The sequence below is a fragment of the Serratia sp. CY82433 genome (assembly GCF_052166535.1).
In the GTDB taxonomy this organism is placed as follows: Bacteria; Pseudomonadota; Gammaproteobacteria; order Enterobacterales; family Enterobacteriaceae; genus Serratia; species Serratia sarumanii.
The window spans coordinates 2,461,039-2,480,249 of the sequence record NZ_JBJNOR010000001.1; the positions used below are offsets into that span (position 1 = coordinate 2,461,039).

Annotated in this window: 18 protein-coding genes; 14 read left to right on the forward strand and 4 right to left on the reverse strand. The window is 53.5% G+C overall.

Annotated features, from left to right (window positions below):
- Positions 1–21: 21 nt before the first annotated feature.
- Both ACJ8PI_RS11975 and spt read left to right on the forward strand, forming a co-directional pair.
- Positions 22–282, forward strand: a complete 261-nt coding sequence (locus tag ACJ8PI_RS11975) for an acyl carrier protein (RefSeq protein ID WP_015378483.1) — start codon at positions 22–24, stop codon at positions 280–282.
- On the forward strand, positions 269–1,441 hold the full coding sequence (spt, locus tag ACJ8PI_RS11980; protein ID WP_004935542.1) for a serine palmitoyltransferase: 1,173 nt from the start codon (positions 269–271) through the stop codon (positions 1,439–1,441). Before ACJ8PI_RS11975 ends, spt begins: the two co-directional genes overlap by 14 nt.
- Positions 1,442–1,511: 70 nt before the next feature.
- On the opposite strand, the gene ACJ8PI_RS11985 is transcribed toward spt, so the two are convergent.
- Positions 1,512–2,243: an ATP-binding protein gene (locus ACJ8PI_RS11985; RefSeq protein ID WP_041035915.1), complete on the reverse strand. Its 732-nt coding sequence runs from the start codon at positions 2,241–2,243 to the stop codon at positions 1,512–1,514.
- 372 nt (positions 2,244–2,615) lie between these two features.
- Between ACJ8PI_RS11985 and ACJ8PI_RS11990 the strand changes: the two genes are divergently transcribed.
- The 10 genes from ACJ8PI_RS11990 to ACJ8PI_RS12035 all read left to right on the forward strand — a co-directional run bounded on the left by ACJ8PI_RS11990 (position 2,616) and on the right by ACJ8PI_RS12035 (position 12,599).
- Entirely contained in the window at positions 2,616–3,341 is a 726-nt protein-coding gene (locus ACJ8PI_RS11990) for a hypothetical protein (protein ID WP_164134750.1), read from the forward strand.
- A 30-nt stretch (positions 3,342–3,371) separates the two neighbouring features.
- On the forward strand, positions 3,372–4,166 hold the full coding sequence (locus ACJ8PI_RS11995; RefSeq protein WP_033647965.1) for a hypothetical protein: 795 nt from the start codon (positions 3,372–3,374) through the stop codon (positions 4,164–4,166).
- A 72-nt stretch (positions 4,167–4,238) separates the two neighbouring features.
- On the forward strand, positions 4,239–5,576 hold the full coding sequence (locus ACJ8PI_RS12000; RefSeq protein WP_164134742.1) for a lipopolysaccharide biosynthesis protein: 1,338 nt from the start codon (positions 4,239–4,241) through the stop codon (positions 5,574–5,576).
- A complete protein-coding gene (locus tag ACJ8PI_RS12005) occupies positions 5,573–6,442 on the forward strand; it encodes a hypothetical protein (RefSeq protein WP_164134743.1) in 870 nt (289 codons plus the stop codon). Before ACJ8PI_RS12000 ends, ACJ8PI_RS12005 begins: the two co-directional genes overlap by 4 nt.
- Before the next feature lie 20 nt (positions 6,443–6,462).
- Entirely contained in the window at positions 6,463–7,029 is a 567-nt protein-coding gene (locus ACJ8PI_RS12010; RefSeq protein WP_033655206.1) for a YtfJ family protein, read from the forward strand.
- 28 nt (positions 7,030–7,057) lie between these two features.
- Positions 7,058–8,128: an LPS export ABC transporter permease LptF gene (lptF, locus tag ACJ8PI_RS12015; RefSeq protein ID WP_033655204.1), complete on the forward strand. Its 1,071-nt coding sequence runs from the start codon at positions 7,058–7,060 to the stop codon at positions 8,126–8,128.
- Positions 8,125–9,204 (forward strand): LPS export ABC transporter permease LptG, encoded by a 1,080-nt coding sequence (gene lptG, locus ACJ8PI_RS12020; protein WP_033655203.1) that lies wholly within the window; start codon positions 8,125–8,127, stop codon positions 9,202–9,204. Before lptF ends, lptG begins: the two co-directional genes overlap by 4 nt.
- 223 nt (positions 9,205–9,427) lie before the next feature.
- Positions 9,428–10,930: a hypothetical protein gene (locus tag ACJ8PI_RS12025; protein ID WP_072270118.1), complete on the forward strand. Its 1,503-nt coding sequence runs from the start codon at positions 9,428–9,430 to the stop codon at positions 10,928–10,930.
- Positions 10,927–11,685 (forward strand): ankyrin repeat domain-containing protein, encoded by a 759-nt coding sequence (locus ACJ8PI_RS12030; protein ID WP_049202126.1) that lies wholly within the window; start codon positions 10,927–10,929, stop codon positions 11,683–11,685. Before ACJ8PI_RS12025 ends, ACJ8PI_RS12030 begins: the two co-directional genes overlap by 4 nt.
- A 140-nt stretch (positions 11,686–11,825) precedes the next feature.
- Positions 11,826–12,599, forward strand: a complete 774-nt coding sequence (locus ACJ8PI_RS12035; protein WP_164134744.1) for an ankyrin repeat domain-containing protein — start codon at positions 11,826–11,828, stop codon at positions 12,597–12,599.
- 89 nt (positions 12,600–12,688) lie between these two features.
- Here ACJ8PI_RS12035 and ACJ8PI_RS12040 read toward each other — a convergent pair whose 3' ends face one another.
- The gene (locus ACJ8PI_RS12040) at positions 12,689–13,996 is read right to left on the reverse strand and encodes a serine hydrolase domain-containing protein (RefSeq protein ID WP_164134745.1); all 1,308 of its coding nucleotides are present in this window, start codon (positions 13,994–13,996) and stop codon (positions 12,689–12,691) included.
- A gap of 107 nt (positions 13,997–14,103) precedes the next feature.
- On the opposite strand from ACJ8PI_RS12040, the gene ACJ8PI_RS12045 reads away from it, so the two are divergent.
- Positions 14,104–14,997, forward strand: a complete 894-nt coding sequence (locus tag ACJ8PI_RS12045; protein ID WP_164134746.1) for a LysR family transcriptional regulator — start codon at positions 14,104–14,106, stop codon at positions 14,995–14,997.
- A gap of 563 nt (positions 14,998–15,560) precedes the next feature.
- Positions 15,561–16,313, forward strand: coding sequence for a hypothetical protein (locus ACJ8PI_RS12050; RefSeq protein ID WP_042893231.1), 753 nt, complete (start codon positions 15,561–15,563; stop codon positions 16,311–16,313).
- A gap of 224 nt (positions 16,314–16,537) precedes the next feature.
- Here ACJ8PI_RS12050 and ACJ8PI_RS12055 read toward each other — a convergent pair whose 3' ends face one another.
- Both ACJ8PI_RS12055 and ACJ8PI_RS12060 read right to left on the reverse strand, forming a co-directional pair.
- Positions 16,538–17,431, reverse strand: coding sequence for a restriction endonuclease (locus ACJ8PI_RS12055; RefSeq protein ID WP_158002250.1), 894 nt, complete (start codon positions 17,429–17,431; stop codon positions 16,538–16,540).
- 396 nt (positions 17,432–17,827) lie between these two features.
- Positions 17,828–19,138 (reverse strand): hypothetical protein, encoded by a 1,311-nt coding sequence (locus ACJ8PI_RS12060; RefSeq protein WP_164134747.1) that lies wholly within the window; start codon positions 19,136–19,138, stop codon positions 17,828–17,830.
- Positions 19,139–19,211: the final 73 nt, after the last annotated feature.

A 19,211-nucleotide genomic window follows, 5' to 3' on the forward strand; every position in this document is an offset into this window, starting at 1 on the left:
TAGAGGTGTGTCAACGTTCTTATGCTAAATCGCGATGCTGTAATGGATTATATCCTGACGTGTTTGCAAGGTATCGTCGAAGGCGGAGTGGAAATAAAACCTGATAGCGATCTCGTCAATGATCTTGGCCTGGAATCCATCAGAGTCCTGGATCTGCTGATGATGCTGGAAGATGAATTAGATATCTCCATTCCTATCAATATATTGCTTGATGTCAGAACGCCTGAGCAACTGCTTGACGCGCTGCGCCCTTATCTGGAGAAAAACCATGGGACTGTATGATAAGTTTGCGCGCCTCGCCAATGACCGCGAACAATTTCAAACGTCCGGTCTGAATCCGTTCGGCACCTGCATAGACGAAGTCTATTCCGCCACCCAGGGCCGCATCGGCGATCAAAAGATTGTCCTCGCCGGCACCAATAATTACCTTGGCCTGACGTTCGATGCGCAGGCGATCGCCGCCGGCCAGGCGGCCCTGGCCGCGCTCGGCACCGGCACCACCGGCTCGCGCATGGCGAACGGCAGCTACGGATCGCACCTGACGCTGGAGCGGGAGCTGGCGGAATTCTTCGATCGCCCCAGCGCCATCGTATTCTCCACCGGCTATACCGCCAACCTGGGCGTCATCAGCACGCTGGCAGGGCCGGGCGCCGTGGTATTGATCGACGCGGACAGCCACGCAAGCATTTACGACGCCTGCGCCCTCGGCGGCGCGGAGATTATTCGCTTCCGCCACAACGACGCCGCCGATCTGGAGCGCCGCATGGTGCGCCTGGGCGAGCGTGCGCGCGAGGCGATCATTATCGTGGAAGGCATCTACAGCATGCTGGGCGACGTCGCCCCGCTGGTGGAAATCGTCGACATCAAGCGGCGGCTCGGCGGGTATCTGCTGGTCGACGAAGCGCACTCCTTCGGCGTGATGGGCGAGCACGGCCGCGGCCTGGCCGAAGCGCTGGGCGTCGAGCAAGACGTGGATATCATCCTGGGCACCTTCAGCAAAAGCCTGGCTTCGATCGGCGGTTTCGCCGTCGGCGGCAAGGGAATGGACGTGCTGCGCTACAGCAGCCGGCCGTATATCTTTACCGCGTCGCCGTCGCCGTCGAGCATCGCGTCGGTGCGCACGGCGCTGCAAAAAATCGCGCGCCATCCCGAACTGCGGGAAAAGCTGTGGAGCAACGCGCACCGCCTGTACCACGGCCTCGCCGAGCTGGGGTATACCCTGGGGCCGCGTATCAGCCCGGTGGTGCCGGTGATGATTGGTTCGAAGGAAGAAGGGCTGCGTTTCTGGCGCGAGCTGATCGCCCACGGCGTATATGTAAACCTGGTGCTGCCACCGGCCGCGCCGGCGGGCGTCACCCTGCTGCGCTGCAGCGTCAATGCCGCGCACAGCGATGAAGAGATCGACACCATCGTGCGCGCCTTTGCGGCGCTGAAAAAATAAGGCCTTTCCCTCTCGGCCGCGGCGGCGGTGCCGAAAATGGCATCGCCGCCCTGCCGAACCGATGCGCGCCTCAGTGCGCAGCCGTTGATACTTCATCAGCGGAATAGCGATAACCCTGCGCCGCCATAAATTCCGCGATGGCTTTTTCCGCCGCCGAAAGCACCTCCTCGATCGGCCGATCGGCATCGAGATCCACGATGTCGGCGCCTTCGAACGTCAATAACGGCGTGACGGCGATCTTCTTCTCCAGCGCCGCTTTACGGTGATCGGGTTTGCGCGCGCAGGCCACCGCCAGACTGACATTCAGCTTGAGCACCAGATCCGGTTTTTGCCCCGCCATCCATTGGAACGCCGCCCGCTCGCGCGCCGCCAGCCAACGGACGAAACGGCTCCCTTCAACGTCAACGGGAAAAACCGTGCCGTCGTAAGCGCCGGGGATCTGCGCCTGCGGAAAACGGTCGGTCAACACGATGAACCCTTGCCGCCGATACGCCAGCATGCGGCGAAACCGCAGCAACCGCCGCCCCACGAAAGCGATGATCACCGCCGACGGCAGCAGGCCAATGCGGGATTTTTTCGTTTTGACTTTTTTGGTATTGCTCTCGATAGCCTTACCCACCGAGCGCCCGAGCAGCGGCAACTTCGCCGCCGCGCGGCCGACGTTGCCCGCCTGTTTGCCCAGATGCACCTGCACCGCCGGGCCATAATGTTTCATATACGCGATCAGATGTTCACAAACGGTGGACTTACCCGATCCGTCGCTGCCGATAACCGCAATCAGCGGCGGAAATTTTGCACTCATAATAAGACTCTCTTTCAATACACCAGAAACGGCGTGCCATATTTGAAGCGAACTACCGCTTATCATTGCCGTGGCGGCCGCGTGGAAAAAATTTTCCGTAACGCGACGCCAAAAAAGCACAAAACATTAAGCGAAAATTGAAAATCCTGCTCTTTTTTCGCCGTTAGCCCGGCCGGAAATTAACATAAAAAGCGAAACCGGCCCACGCACCAACAATTAGCACAAAATAACAAGAACGAACGCTATAAATATCAATTCAAATAACGAACAGGAATACCCATCTCATTATTTTATCGCGGCAAAGCACAATAAATATCTTGAACCCAAGGCGTATTGGAATACAATAGTTTTTTTCGCATTGGATCAATTATTGTGAGTCAGCAGATAAGACCTTCATCTGATCGCTCGCCCGTGCGCGTAATAGCGATAACCGGCTGTGACGGCTCGGGAAAATCCACGTTAGCCGCCCGCCTGGTCAACGCCTTATCGGCACAAGAACCTGCCGAACTGCTTTATCTCGGCCAGTCCTCCGGGCGTATCGGCGAATGGATCAGTTCGCTGCCGATTATTGGCGCCACCTTCGGGCGTTATTTATTGAAGAAGTCGCAGCGCGTGCATGAGCGCCCTTCCACGCCGCCGGATAATGCCACGGCGCTGGTGATTTTTTTACTCTCCTATTGGCGCGTTTATAAATTCCGTCGCATGCTGAAGAAAAGCCGCAGCGGCGCATTGCTGATCACCGATCGTTATCCGCAGGCCGAAGTGGCGGGGTTTCGTTTCGATGGCCCGCAGCTGGCGAAAACCACCGGCGGCAATCGCTGGATCCGCTGGCTGAGAAAGCGCGAACAAAACCTGTACCAATGGATGGCGTCTTATCAGCCCTTATTATTAATTCGGCTGGATATTGACGAACAAACGGCCTATTCACGCAAACCCGATCACTCGCTGGCGGCGTTGCGCGAAAAGATCGCCGTCATCCCGCACCTGACGTTTAACGGCGCTAACATATTGGATTTAGACGGCCGCGAGCCGGCCAATCGTATTTTCGACGAGTCTCTGCGCGCCGTTAAAATATCGCTGAGGGCCGCCAATGCCTAGCCGCCAAATAACCTTTTCGTACCGAAACAGATGAAAAAAAATAAACTCACCGCCGAACAGAATACCTCTTCCGCCTGCATCACCGGGCTGATTGCCGTGGTGGGCAGCGACGGCACCGGCAAGTCCACGCTGACCGCCGATCTGGTCAAGAACCTGCAGCAGCATCGCCCCACGGAGCGGCGCTATTTGGGGCTGATCTCCGGCGAAGACGGCGACAAAATCAAGAAATTGCCGTTCATCGGCGTGTGGCTGGAACGGCGCCTGGCGGCCAAATCCGATAAAACCCAGCGCATGAGCAACAGGCCGCCGGCGCTGTGGGCGGCGCTGATCATGTACGGCTTTTCGCTGTGGCGCGCATCCAACCTGCGCAAGGTGCGGCGGCTGGCGCAGAGCGGCGTGCTGGTGATCAGCGATCGCTACCCGCAGGCGGAAATTTCAGGTTTTTACTACGACGGGCCAGGCATCGGCGTGGAACGCGCAAAAGGCTGGCTATTGAGCCGCCTGGCGGCGCGCGAACGCCGTTTATATCAACGCATGGCCGTCTATCGGCCGGCGCTGATCATTCGCCTCGATATCGACGTCGATACGGCGTTTTCCCGCAAGCCCGATCACAGCTATGAAGAGCTGAAAGACAAGATTTCCGCCATGGTGCGCCTGCAGTACAACGGCGCGCGCATCATCGAGCTGGACGCCAGAGCCCCTTACGACGAGGTGCTGAGCAACGCGCTCAACGCCATTTCCGCCGTGGTGAACCCCGCGAAGCGCCCACAGAGCGACATCGGGCAACCCGGCGAAAACGCCGGCGAAGAAACTCAGGTTTATTAAACGCATACAGGGCAAGCGCATGACAGCGGAACACAAGATGCAGAATAACAACGATAACGGCTGGTTTGGGTTATGAAACGGTGGTTTTCCGATGGCGCGTTTCGCTCCATTTTACGTAATGCCGCCTACTTAGGCTCCGGCAGCGTGGCCAGCGCGCTGCTCGGCCTGCTGGCGCTCTCCTGCGCCGGTAAAGGCATGTCGCCTGAAATGTTCGGCGTGCTGGTGGTGATCCAGGCCTATACCAAAGCGGTCAGCGATTTCATCAAATTCCAGACCTGGCAGTTTGTGGTGCAATTCGGCACCCCGGCACTGGAGCATCAAAACACCGGGCGCTTCCGCGACGTCGTCGCCTTCTCCTTCGGGCTGGATATCGCCAGCGGCGTCATCGCCGTGCTGGGCGGCATGATCATGCTGCCGTTCTTGTCCCATGCCCTGGGACTGGACAGCGAAAGCTTCTGGCTCGCCATGCTGTACTGCACCCTGATCCCATCGATGACCTCGTCCACGCCGACCGGCGTGCTGCGCGCCTTCAACCGCTTCGATCTCATCGCCATCCAGCAGGCGATCAAGCCGTTCCTGCAGGCGGTGGGCAGCGTCATCTCCTATTATTTCGATCTGGGATTCCCCGGCTTTATCGTCACCTGGTACGCCTCTAACCTGATCGGCGGCACGCTGTTCTGGTGGTTCACCGCGCGCGAGCTGCGCCGCCGCGATATCCACGGCGCGCTGAGGCCGCGCCTGTTCAACGTCGCGCGCCGCATCGAGGGCGCCTGGAACTTCGTCTGGACCACCAACATCGCCCACACCATCTGGGCCGCGCGCAACTCCTGCACCACCGTGCTGGTGGGCGTGGTGCTCGGGCCGGCCGCCGCCGGGCTGTTCAAGATCGCCATGACCTTCTTCGATGCGACGGGCACCCCGGCCAAGCTGCTGGAGAAAAGCTTCTATCCGGAGATCATGCGCCTGGATCCGCGCACCAAGACCCCGTGGCTGCTGGGCCTGCGCTCCTCGCTGCTGGCCGGCGGCATCGGCCTGGCCGTCGCGGTGTTGATGCTGCTGGTGGGTAAACCGCTCATTTCCGTGGTGTTCGGGCAGCAATACCTGGAAGCCTATGACCTGATTCAAATCATGCTGGGCGCGATCATCGTTTCCATGATGGGCTTCCCGCAGGAGTCCTTACTGTTTATGGCAGGCAAGCAGCGCGCCTTCCTGATCGCGCAGGCGACGGCCTCGGCGGCCTACATTGCGCTGCTGGTGTCGATGGCGTATGCCTTCGGCGTGCAGGGCGCCGCCTTCGCTTATTTACTGGGGCAATGTTTAGACGTTCTGTTATCCCTGATACCGACGATCGGCGCCTACCGCAATCGCTTTATGTTGGGGCTGAATGCGCCCAAAGAGAGTAATCAATGACCGCTCACGATAATTGGAAGAAGTTCTCCGCCGAAACCACCCAGGCGCTGTTTGTCGCGGTGGAAGAAGACGACCTGGTTGAGGCGAATATCAGCCTGCCGCAGCAGATTGATTTGCAGTGTTCCCCCGAGAGCATCCGGGACAACTACGCGCTGTGCCTGCAGTTTTGGGAAGACGGTTTTTCCCGCCGCGAGCTGCTGCAACTGGTGAACGGTTTCCTGCAAGATCCGCAGTTGGCGGCGGCTACCCGCATGCGCTACAAATATATCCGCGCCCGCTACAAGCATCTGCGCTTCGCCCAGCAGCTGTACGGCGCGCCCCACCGCGCCAACCGCCTGTTCCACACCACCACTGTGGTGCTCGGCCATTTTCAGGATGCGTTTCGCAACGGCAACCAGAAAAACCTGACGCTGTACGGCAACCTGCTGCGGCTGCTGCTCAGCAAGCCGGTGTGGTCATATGTGCGCTATGCGCTGCGCCACACCCGGCTGGAAAGCGCACAGGGCTTTATCGCCTACCGCCAGGAGCAAATGCGCCAGCTGCAGACGCTGATCGCCAGCCCGGCGCTGACCGGGCACCAGTTCCACAACGTGCGCAAAATCGTCAGCCGCCAGGTGTCGTTTTACGACACGCTGAGATCGATCGACCCCGACAACCGCGAGGCCCGGCAGATCTCGCGCTTCCTGGCGGCGATTAACGGCCTGATGGGCGACCGGCACGACGTGATGGTGGCGGACAAACTGGCCGGCGGCGATATCTACGATCGGCCGGCGATCCTGGATATCGACATTCGCCAGCGCCTGGAGCTGCTGTTGGCGCGCTTTCCGCTGTCGTTTTCCCCGCCGGCCGTCGCGGCGGGCAGATAAGCGCGTTGCAAGGAGCCATGATGACGTTGCGTCGCTTGCTGATCTTCACGCTGCTGCTGTCGCCGCTGGCGGCATCCGCGCATAACTTCGTGCTGGGCCGGCCAGTGGCGCCAATCGCCATCGCCGATCGCGGCGAACTGCTGCTGCGCAACGGCGATTTCAGCTACCGGCCGTGGAACAGCGCAAAACTGGCGGGCAAAGTGCGGGTGATCCAATACATCGCCGGGCGCACCTCCGCCAAGAAGAAGAACTCGCTGCTGATCAACGCCGTCAAGGACGCGAACCTGCCGGGCGATCGCTTCCAGCCCACCACCATCGTCAACACCGACGATGCGATACCAGGCTCCGGCTTTTTCGTGCGCGGCAAAATTGAGAAAAACAAGCGGAATTACCCCTGGGCGCAGTTCATCGTCGACAGCGACGGGCTGGGGCGCATGGCCTGGCGGCTGCCGGAGGAGAGCTCCACCATCGTGGTGCTGGACCAGGCCGGGCGCGTGCAGTGGGCGAAGGACGGCGCACTCACCCCGCAGGAAGTTGATCAGGTGATCGCCCTGCTGCGCACCCTGATCGACCGGGAGACGCCATGAAGCGCACACCGCCGGGAGCCGATGACGCATGTCTTTAATTGAACGCTATATCACGGTTGAGATCCGCCGCCTGGTGATGATGATCGCCGGGTTTCTGATCTTCATGTTCGCCAGCTACTCGGCCCAGCGCTACCTGACCGACGCCGCCAACGGCACGCTGGCGCTGCGGGTGGTGGCCGACGTGGTGTTCTATAAGTCGCTGATCGCGCTGGAGATGATATTGCCCGTCGCGCTTTATGTCTCGGTGGCGGTGGCGCTGAGCCAGCTGTACAGCGATGCGGAGATCACCGCCATGCTGGCCGCCGGCGCCAGCCCGCTGCGGCTGTACAAGGCGGTGCTGATACTGGCCGTGCCGCTGGCGATAGCGGTCACGCTGCTGTCGCTGTATGGCAGGCCCTGGGCGTACGCCAATATTTATCAGCTGCAGCAAGAGTCGCAGTCGTTGCTGGACGTGAGCCACCTGCAGGCCGACAAATTCAACGTTAGCGGCAACGGCCGCATGATCCTCGCCAACCACGTCGACAAAACGGCCAACCACCTGACGGACGCCCTGATTTATGTGCGCGGCGGCCATCATACCAACCTGTACCGCGCGCAGTCGGTGGAGGTGCTCGACGCCTCCCCCGCCAGCCCCGCCGTGCGGCTGAAAACCGGCACCGCCTATGTGCTGGATCGCCAGGGCACCGACGACAACGGACAGAACTACGACAACTTTGATATCGCGCTCAAGCCGTTCGTGCCCAGCGCCGAGAGCCGACACAAATCGGCCTCGCCGGCGGAGCTGGCGCGCTCCGCCGATCCGGGCGACGCCGCCGAACTGCAATGGCGCGAAAGCCGCGGGCTGACCACCGTGCTGATGGTGCTGCTGGCGATCCCCTTTAGCCGTATCAAGCCGCGACAAGGGCGCTACGCCGCGCTGCTGCCCCTGACGGTGCTGTTTACCGTGATTTTCTATGGCGGCAACATTTGCCGCACGCTGGTCGCCAACGGCTCTGTGCCGACGATCCCCGGCGTTTGGCTGGTGCCACTGGCGATGGCTGCCGGCATAGCCCTGTTGCTGGCGCGCGACTTATCCCTGCTGCGGAAACCCTCCCGATGACTATTTTTAGCCGTTACCTGATCCGCAACGTGTTCATCGGCTTCGCCGCCGCGGCCGGGCTGCTCATTCCGCTGTTCACCACCTTTACGCTGATCAACGAGCTGGAGGACGTGACCCCGGGCGGCTACCGCTGGCAGCAGGCGCTGCTGGTGACCGTGCTGACCCTGCCGCGCAGCCTGGTCGATCTGGGGCCGTTTATCGCGCTGCTCGGCGGCATCGTCGGGCTGGGGCAGCTATCTAAAACCCTGGAACTGACCGCGATCCGCTCCGCCGGGATGTCGATATTCCGCATCGCGCTGGTGATGCTCGCCGCCGGGCTGCTGATGAACCTCTCGCTCGGCGCCCTCGATGAATGGGCGGCCTCGCCACTGCAGCAACGCGCGCTGCAGATGAAGAACAACGCCCTGGCGCAGTCGAACGCTAACGACGTGACCGTGAACCCGCTGTGGGCGCGGCGCGGCAATGAGTTTGTGACGGTCAAAACCGTCGATGAGAACGACCAGCCCCACGGCATTGAGATATTCCGTTATCAGGCCAACCGCGCGCTGGAATCTTACATTTACGCCGACAGCGCCAGCACCGCCGCCGACGGCAGCTGGCTGCTGCACAACGTGATGCAGAAAAGCTGGCAAGGCAGAAAAGAGACGATTGCGCGGCAAAGCAGCCTGCCGTGGCGCTCGCTGTTCGCCGTGCCGAGCCTGAAAGAGCTGACTCTGCCGGCCGGCAGCTTCTCGCTGCAACAGCTGGAGCGCTATATCGATTACCTGCAGGGCTCGGGGCAGCCCAGCACCGAATACCGCCTGGCGCTGTGGAAAAAACTCGGCCAGCCCCTGCTGGTGCTGGCGATGATTTTGCTGGCCATCCCGTTTACCTTTACCGCCCCGCGCGCCCCCGGCATGGGCAGCCGGTTAGCGCTTGGCGTGATCGTCGGGCTGCTGACCTACATCGCTTATCAGATCGTTCTCAATCTGGGGTTGCTGTTCGCCCTCAACGCGCCCTTCACCGCCCTCGCCCCGCCGCTGCTGATCCTGGCGCTGGCGTTAGTGCTGGTTTATCGGTTTGATCGGCGGGGTTAAAAGCCCGCAGCAGCCTTTGGAAAACAAGAACTTTCCGGTTAACCTTTGGCCGGCTTTACAAATTGGCCTGAGCCGTTATCATCCCTTATCTGGTGTCCTATGCGCCGTTAGCTATCGCTGACTGCCGTTCGATAACATGCCCCTCAGGGGGCCATCGAGTGCAAGGAGTGCGAGCGCCCGCCTGAACAGGCCAAGACGCAGCAAGCAAAGGAAGAGACACACTATGTTTTCCCGTTTGAAACTGCTGTATATCGCCGATGATATTATTTCACCTGATGAATTCCCCCGTATAGTCAGCCCTTCCAGCGCCTGTCACGGCCTTTCATACATGCCGGACAATGACATTCTGTCGCTTTTTTCTGGTTTTCGCGGTGGCGAACGGATCCGCCGTGAAGTCGGCGTTACGCAAAACGGAATAAGCTCTAACCTGCGCGCAAGAGTGCAGAGCGACCTAATGAGAGGCGTTGTCGTAGCGGTCGAAACCCGGCCCGGCGTGTTGGCGACGATGGGGCCATTTTACGCCGACATCGACGGCTACCTGATACCGCAGGGGAGACAAGAGCCCAACTACCCGGTGGACAAGATAGTGAAGCGGTACGAAGAGGCCGTGAAGTCTTACGGTGGCCGCCGGGCGCGCCCGTCCGTCTTCCCCGCACAAGTCACGCGGGCCAAACCGGCCCTTGGCCCGGATATCCCGGCGCAAGGTGCAAGAGCCTCACAGTCGGTCGTGTCTGGCTCCTTGACCAAAGCGCAACGCTGGCAGGAGCGAAAATACCTCATTGGCCGCGGGCAACGGAGTATCTACCCAGACGCCCGAATCGCCTCGGAACGCCTGGCGGCAAACAATGTCGCCGTCGAGAAGGCAAAGCTGGCGGAGAATATCTACAAGACTACGAATCCGCTAAAGGAGACTCCCGGCGTTCCCGAGGGTTGGAAAGATATCAGTAACGATAATGCTGCCCTGAGTAAAATTGGGCTAAACAGAAATATGCTCTTCGACAGAGATGAATCTCCGGATTTTTTGGTAAGGGTATATCAACCTGATAGCCGTGTTTTTGGTAAAGAGATGAACCCAACGGTCGTGTTCAGAGGATCAAGAGCGCCAGAGTTCCCGGAGGGAATCGGCAGCGCCGCCAAAAAGGCCCTTAGGGGCGATTTGTCAGGAATTAAAAATGTGAATGACTGGATAAATAATGGTGCTCAGGGGATGGGGGCGAACTCAGATTATTATAAGCAGGCGGTTAAAATAGGATTACAAGTAAAGAACTCCTCCGGTGTCGATATTTCTGGTCATTCATTGGGCGGGGGAATGGCCTCCGCCGCATCAATGACCAGTGGAAAACCCGCCTGGACGTTTAATGCAGCCGGACTCCATCATGGAACTGTAGGGAAATACGGAGCTGAAATGATTGGTTCAACCAAGAACATACAGGCCTATCGAGTTGAGGGAGAGCTGTTAACCACGTTACAGGAGGTTAATAACGAAAGTGACTATGAGCTTATAAGAAATGCCCTGCCCGATGCTTTACAAAAACCCTGGGGCGTAGCATTGCCTTTCACCTTGAAAGAGTGGTCATCACTGGCGGTGCCTGATGCCGCTGGCATACCGCACACGCTTGCCGGAGGGACAGGAACCCTGCTCGATAAACACGGTATAGACCAGACAATAAAGTTGATTGAAGATCAGAAAGACGAGGATGTCGCCACTATCAGGGGGAGAATATGAGCAAGTGGATAATGGCAATGGCGTTACTGTTTACTGTTCTCATGATGCAAGGATGCAAAAAAAACATGGAATATGAACCACAGGATTTTTTTGAAGGCCGTCAATTGGAAGTCGCACAGCTGATTTATGATGGCGACGAAGTGAAACTGAATGAGAAGCTTCCTTCAATAAGCAAGGAAGAACTGAATCGACCAGTGAAAGCAGACATGACCCTGCTGTTTTGGTCGGTGTTGAACTCAATCTATGATAAAAACACGCCGGAAAGGCTGAAAATAATAACCGACCTGGTAAAAGCTGGCGCAGACCCGTTGCAGCCCAGACCAGAGGGAGGAAGCAGCCCGGCGGAATTCGTCATGAAAGCCGACAAGGGGATTTGGGTCAAAGCCATGCTCGACGGCGGTTTACCGCCAAACGCAAAAGATAAGGTATTCAATGAGCCCATTGTATTCCAAACAATCAAAGCCAAAAACCCTGAAACATTAAAGGTGATGCTGGATTATGGCGCGGATATAAACATCAGAGACTCCTTGCAACAAACCTTATTAATGGATGCTTTTTTTAGCTCAGCCTTTGAGCATATGACCTTACTGCTCAATCGGGGTGCGAATCCTAACCCGGTAAATATAAACAATCTTTCGCTGTTAACAGCAGTGAATCGGCAAATAAAAGACAGCCAAGATGGCTCAGAATACAATGTACAGTGTAAGAAAATACTCGAGCTCATGCTTTTGAAAGGAGCAAAGGAAACACAGTAATTTCATCAACGCAGATCTGACAGCTGCCGATTTTTTATACCTGGGCTGTCAGATTGCATCTGGTTTTCGATAAACGCGCTATAGACCACACAATAAAACTGATTGAAGAGACGAGGATGTCACCATTCTCAGGGGAAAACATGAGCAAATCGATAATGACAATAGCGCTGCTGTTTACCGTTCTCATGATGCAAGGATGCAACAAAAGCATGGAATATGAGCCACAGGATTTTTTTGAAGGCCTGCAGCTGGACATCGCACAGCTGATTTATGATGGCGATGAAGTGAAACTGAAAGAGAAGCTTCCCTCTATAAGCAAGGAAGAACTGAATCGACCGGTGAAAGCAGACATGACCCTGCTGTTTTGGTCGGTGCTAAACGCAATCTATGATAAAAATACGCCGGAAAGGCTGAAAATAATAACCGACCTGGTTAAAGCTGGCGCAGACCCGTTGCAGCCCAGACCGGAAGGGGGAAGCAGCCCGGCGGAATTTGTCATGAAAGCCGACAAGGGAATTTGGATCAAGGCCATGCTCGACGGAGGTTTACCGCCAAATGCAAAAGATAAGGTATTCAATCAACCCATTATATTCGAAGCTTTAGAAGCGAAAAACCCTGAAACGTTAAAGATGATGCTGAATTATGGCGCGGATATAAATACAATGGATTCATTGGGGAATACCATATTAATAAGCTCTCTTGATTCTCGTTCGTTTGATCATACTATACTTCTGTTGGAGAGAGGTGCAGATAATAAAATCAAGGGTAAGTTTGGTTGGACTATGGGCAATCAGCTCCAACGCTTTATAGATAGAGGGGTAGGCGATGCCGAGGATAAAGAGAAAATTAACAAGATAAAAGAGTTATTAATTAAAAACGGTGGAGACTGGCCTCCTCTACCTATAAAGAATTGAGACTCCCTTAAGGTCAGCGTCGAAAACATGGAATATGCCGCTCAGAGGCAGAATGGTAACCGCCATCCGCCCCTGCTCGCTACCAAGGGTTAACGCAATTCCTTCGCTATCGCACTAAACATCAGCGATGCCTCCAGCGGTTGCGCGCTGAAAGAAGGCTCCGCCTGCGGCCAGGTAGACCACTGGACGATCACCAGACTCTCCGCCTGATTGACCATAATCATCTGGCCGAAGATCCCCAGCGCCCACAGAGAATGCTTGAGGGAGGCCTGCGGAGTAGGCTCAACGTTGGCCGCATTCACCGGCACTTCGTTGTTCCACCACTGGTAGCCGTAAATACCGTCAGGATGCGCCGCCGATACCGAGCCCGCCGCCCGCGTCCAGTTGGAGGACTGGGCTACCCAATCTTCCGGCAAGATCTGTTTGCCGTTCGGCAACGTCCCGTTATGCAGAATAAATTCGCCGAAGCGCCCCCAGTCTTCCAGCGTGGCATTGAACCCATGCGCGCCCACGTCGTGCTGGCCTTTGGCGTAGGCATGCCACACGCCGTCGCTCGCCATGCCGTAGGGCTGCCAGATGCTTTGCTGCAGATAGGCCGCCAGCGGCATGCCGGTGGCGCGCTCCAGCACGTCGCCCAGCAGCCACGCGCCACCGGAGGAGTAAGACCAGTTCTGCCCGGCCGGATGTGCACGGTGCAAACCGGCCACCAGCTTGCGCACGCAGGCGTAGGTTCCGGGCCTGGCTTCACACTCGGTCAGCTGCGCGAAGTCCGATTTCGGGTTGGTGTAATCCTCATTCCACGCCACGCCGGAGGTGTGAGTGATCAGCTGCCTGAGGGTCACGCCGTCCCACGCGGTGCCTTTCAGATCGGGTTCGTATTGCGTGATGAGATCGTCGAGCGAGCGGATCTTGCCCTGTTTAATCGCCACGCCCACCAGCGTGGCGACCACGGATTTGCCCACGGAGCGCGACGTCCACAGGGTAGCGTCGGTATTACCCTCCCCCAGATATTTCCAGGCGATTTTGCCGTCTTTCAATACCAGCATGCCGCTGACGTTCTGGCGCTGCAGGTAATCCTGCAGGCTGTAGGTTTTGCCATTCACCCGATAACTGGCGTCCGTTAGCGGTTTAGCGGCAGCCAGCAGCGGCGTGGCATTGCCGTGATGAAACACATCCCCCGCATAGTTGCGGTAGTCGTTACGAAAACCGATCACCCGGTCGCTCTGGCTCCAGGTGAGCATCTTGTGCGTGTCCGGCAATTGCGCATCGAAAGGCGCGGGACAGGCGCTGAGCTCGGTGCCCGCACAGGCGGCCAGCGCGGCGGGCGCCAACAGGCCGCTGCAGAGACTGATGACAACGCCCGCCAGCAGGCTGCGGTTAAACACTTTGCTTTTCATATTTTTTCTCGCTTAGCTCAGGAAGGCGTTCAGCTTAAAAAAACGCGGCCTATAATAAAAAACGCCTGATGGGGGAAAATCCCCCGAAAAATCGACGGGAGAACCGCGTGCCGAGCCTGATTTATTCCTTTGCCCAACTGGAAGCCTTCACAGCCGTGGCCGAGCACGGCAGCCTGGCGAAAGCCGCGCTCAAGCTGGGCAAAGACCGCACGACGCTGCGCGATTTGATTGATTTTCTCGAGGATGGCTTGGGCTATGCGCTGTTCCTGCGCGAGGGGCGCAGCCTGCACCTGACGCCGGAGGGCGAACAGCTGCAACGCCAGGCGCACCTGCTGATGCGCCAGGTGAAAGCGTTTGAGGCGTTTGCCAAAGACGTGCCGAAGAGCGCGGCGCAGGAAATCTCGCTGGTCTACGATCCCTTCACGCCCCGGGCGCTGCTGCAGGCACTGATTGCCGCCATGGCCCAACGCAACACGCGCCTGAGCCTGATTAACGCCTCGCGCGACGAAGCGGAAAGCCTGCTGGCAAGCGGCCAGGCCGATCTGGGCATCTGCCAGGCGCGCCATCGCAGCGTGGGCGACGCCATGGAGTGGCGCGCCCTAGGGGCGATAGAGATGGATTTTTACGCCGCCAAAACGCTTTTCCCTGGCGCGGAACAGCCGCTCTCGCTGCTGGAACTCTCGCTCACGCCGCAGGTGATCATGCACCCGGATTCTGACGAACCGGTGGCGCGCCGCCTGCAAATTTCCGGGCATACAATATTTACCAACGAGCTGGAAATGCTACGCGCCCTGCTCGAACAGGGCTGCGGTTGGGGATTCTTGCCGACGCACATGCATGCCGAACAGTGGAAAAACGTCAACACGCTGCGCACCGAAGTGGGCAGCCAGGGGATCAGCCAAACCATGGTGACCATCTGGAAACCAGGCAATGACCGACGCGCGCTGATTGATGAGACGTTGGGGTTGTTGCCGGGATTGTGGCGGGGAGCTGAGGGGTGAAAAGTCGCTGTTAGATTAGCGGTGTTGTTACCGGTAGTCGAGCGTAGGGTTCATCATCTGCGTTGTCGATCTGATCGCTCTTAAGCGGGGATTTCTGTTTTCCTCAATGAGCCCCACAACGCTTCCGTTCCACAGCTACTGGTACTGGTTTATTGCTTTGAACGGTGGCATTAAGGGGCAGCTTTGAGCGAGGAGAAGACATTCGCAGTATGATGATGTTATTACTTAAAACATGCCGTGTTAAACAACAGGAAGCAGTTCAGCACCGCTAGCTTTATTTTATAGCTTTGATGATAGCTATCAGTCTGAATTTCCTACTCATGCATTAGTCGATTAATGCCATTTTATGGCTGAACATTGGGTTACCGACAAAAAACTTGACAAAATTTAACATGCTTGTAATCATGCCTATGCCCATATAGCTCAAATTTGGTAGAGCGCCTTTAAATCTGCATCTATTGAGGTTTGATGGAGGTTCCTGGTTCAATTCCAGGTATGGAAAAAATATTTTCTAAGTATTTTTTCCATACTTGTGAGTCGTAAATTTCATCCTAAGGCGCGTTATGGATAGAGCCCAACAACTTATCGTGTTCCAATCCCAAACAAAAAACGTTAAAGAATTGGATCGCGCTTGGCGTATTGCTAAGATTAGTTTGAATCTTGCTTTAAAAAATGATCGAGATACTGAGGCAAGAATCCATACGAAAACTCTTTCGCTAATTTATTCCGCCTGGACTGAAGCATTATTCTCAAAATTAATTCACACACCTTATGGTTTTGAATTAAGCGAAATAGAGAATATAAAAAACATAAAAGGAATGGAAGCTAAATGGCGTAGATGCTTAAAACTAGCTAAGGCTAAAGTTTTATTAGCACCAACATTCAATTCTGTTCAATTATCTTCTGCTGAGATTTATATTAAACAATTAATCATTGACTATGTGAAAACGCCAAGCACACTCAGGAATAGGATTGCTCATGGGCAATGGGTTGTCGCTTTTCAGGGTGATAGTGTGACAGATATAAGTTCTGACTTGACGCTAGCCATTGAAGAGTTAAATGTCGTCGATCTAGATAATTTAAAAATGGGTTTTAAAGGGTTAGCTGATATTATAGAAGCTATGATTGAGTCACCAAACAATGCTTTTGTGAAAGACTATACTAAAGTTGAATCCGATTTGAAAAGTAACTTATCAAGACGTAGTGGATACACATTGGCAGGGCATATTCAGAGTTTAAAAAAGAAATATACTTATCGACTTTTAAAACCGACACGGCTAGCAAATTGTATTTGTGCTATTCAAGATGATGGCTAATTTTATTTTTTTAATGTAGCGCGCTTTGTATTGTGATGGCTCTTAACATTTAGAACCATTCTATTTAATTCCTTATATTGGTGTCAGCAACGTCCGGTTTTGGCACACAGCAGACCGTTTGATTTGCATCGAAATCTTAATCTTTTTTTCAACAAATGGCCCTTCACTTCACCTTTAACGCCAGCACATCAGGTTGAACGGTTCCCGTGATCACGGCTCCGCAATTACGTTTTTTTATTTTTTAAAATTTTTTCAGCCAATTCTGCACCAATTTTACCTTTCATTGCTTTTAATATTTTAAAAAGAGTAAGCTCATTCTTGTAACGCGACTTCCTTTTAACGTAAAACTCTTGATATTCTTCAGGTGATATTTCTGATAGTAGATATCTTTTCATTAATTCAGTTGGTTCAATTAATAAACCTTTGGCTTGTTCTTCATTCAAAGCAGGAAGCATTAAGAAGAATAAAGGTTTTAACCGCTCTGTTATTGCTATCAACCGTTTCAAATAATGTTGTGGAACACCTCTTATTGCAAAATGCAGTGACTGCTCAGATTCATTTAGAAAGTCAATTGCTTCACGCTTTGAAAAGAATAAGGGTATTACATCTCTTCCGTTATGTTTTTGTGCAAACTTGTAGTATGAACCTGAAACATTATCTTCCTCTCTTTCCATCAAAATCCAAAAAGGCTCGCCGATCCAGTCTTTTGTAGGTAAAGTTGAATTTATCAAGTAATCGGCAACCAATATGTTAAATTTTGGTAAATCATCAGTTGTCAGTAAAGTAATGCCATGTTTTTCTGCGTATTCTTGTGCGCCACTTTGGTAACCAGACTTACTGACTATTACCCCGATAATATTCCCAATATCTGTGATTTTGTTGCAAAATGGCATAATAGTATCGCGATCAAGCGGGCGATTGTGATATTTACACTCTATCGCTACACGATGTATAAAACCTGCATTTTCAAATTGGTAATATACATCAATTTGATATTCACCTTTTAATCCCTTAAGGATAACGTTACGACTAACTTCCACTCCATTATCTCGTGGGTTAAGCAAGGTCGAGTAGACATATTGGGTATAACTTTCTAAATCATTCCAGGTTTTAAGCATTGTCATTTTTCCCTTATAAATCATTTGAATAGAGTGCCTGATGTACTCGCTGTTCTAATTATCAAAACCATACTACCATTCTTGCATCTGGGGATTTTAAGCTATTTGGAGATATATCCTACATAGACGAAAATAGCTTTTGTTTCCCATTGGTTCAACCCTCATTTACCACATTTGTTGCACCTATACTGACTTCAGCCACCTCAAGCTCTTTTCTTTAACATAGTCCGCTTCTGGCACGCAGCGGACGTTGCTGACTGAGCTGAAGGTCCGCTGTGAGCGAGGAGCGGAACCGAAAATAAATTATTAATATTGCCAAGCATTAATCAACCTCGCCAAATGGTGTTGATTAAAAATGGTCAGACGATCGCCTGACCTATTGAATGTATGTGCGGGTTATTTTGTTTTGCTGAATTCTTTAATTAAATCTTGATAATAATCAATTGCATCAAGATTCAACTGACGCCCCTCAATGGAAGTATACCAGAGACGATTTAATTTATAAATATCAGAAATATAATTTGATTGATTATGCCACTCCTGAATTCTTTCAGGGGAACAAATTGGTATTAAATAAGAAAACAATTTTAGCGGCATAATGTTTGGCATTACACGATATGCCATTCTTCCCAGCTTATAAGCTTTGGCAATATCAGTAATTGTGAGTAGATCTGTTTTTTCAAAACACACTGAAACCAAATCTTCATGTACCTTGAATGGGGCGTCCTCCTTAATTTCCGGGAAAATATGATTTATAGGATGAATATTGTTTTCATGCATGATAAAAAGAGTGCTTATTGCAGACCTGACTTCTAACTTTTCTAAACTTCTAAATTCCGGGCAATGGGCAACAAATTGGTTCCAGCACATGGATACATTTTCTGAAATCTCGAGTGTATTCTGTACTATACGCTCCCCATTTTTAACTGAAGCAAAAGCAGACAGAATGAGATGACGACTTTTTTGCAAGGATGTTAATTTGTTGAAATCTGAGCCCGCGAGTTTTTCTGACCAATTACTTTCATTTTGGCTAATCCCTTGTTCTATGCTTGTGTTTAATGACTCAGAGATGCGTTCAAGATTCGACCAGTAGAGTCTGGGCCAGTCTGACCAGTTGATGATACCACTGGTATCTGGCAACGGCTTGATATCAATACCTACTGTACCCGCATGATGAGCAGGTGGAGCTTTTGCCAATCCTGAAAGTGCAATGTAGAGCATCATGTTTTCATTAACCCATTCAAATCGCTGCCAGTGCGTTGAATTGAGTTTGCGGGTATCAGTGGGGAATCCACGACTATGAATCCAGTCTATTTCATCTTGTTTCAGACCACCGGATTGTTTCTCCCAGCTGGCATGTACTATCGCATTACGTATGTATTTTATCGCCAAATAATCATCAAATATGTCTTTATTAACATTGATGCCTTTCGAGGTAAAAGACGAACATAATCCGTTAATGCGAACGGCATTGGTTACTTTCGGCTTAAAATAAACGCTTAGTATTTCAAGGTTATCACGGTCAAGCCATCTTTCCAGCATTGACTCAATGCTGCCAATCATTACAATTGCATATATCCTACTCAGGGACGCATTGCAATAATTAGGCATTTCTGAACGAAGAGGGTGTGTCAGAAGTGCCTCTCTTGCTTCTCTTAAATAAATAATGTCGTCTGAATATGTGTCAGTAAATTCTTCGATTTCCATAAAGCCCGCTTTTTTCTTTAAAAAATGTAAATTAGTATTATCAACTTTTGAATTGATTGTCCATCGATAAAAT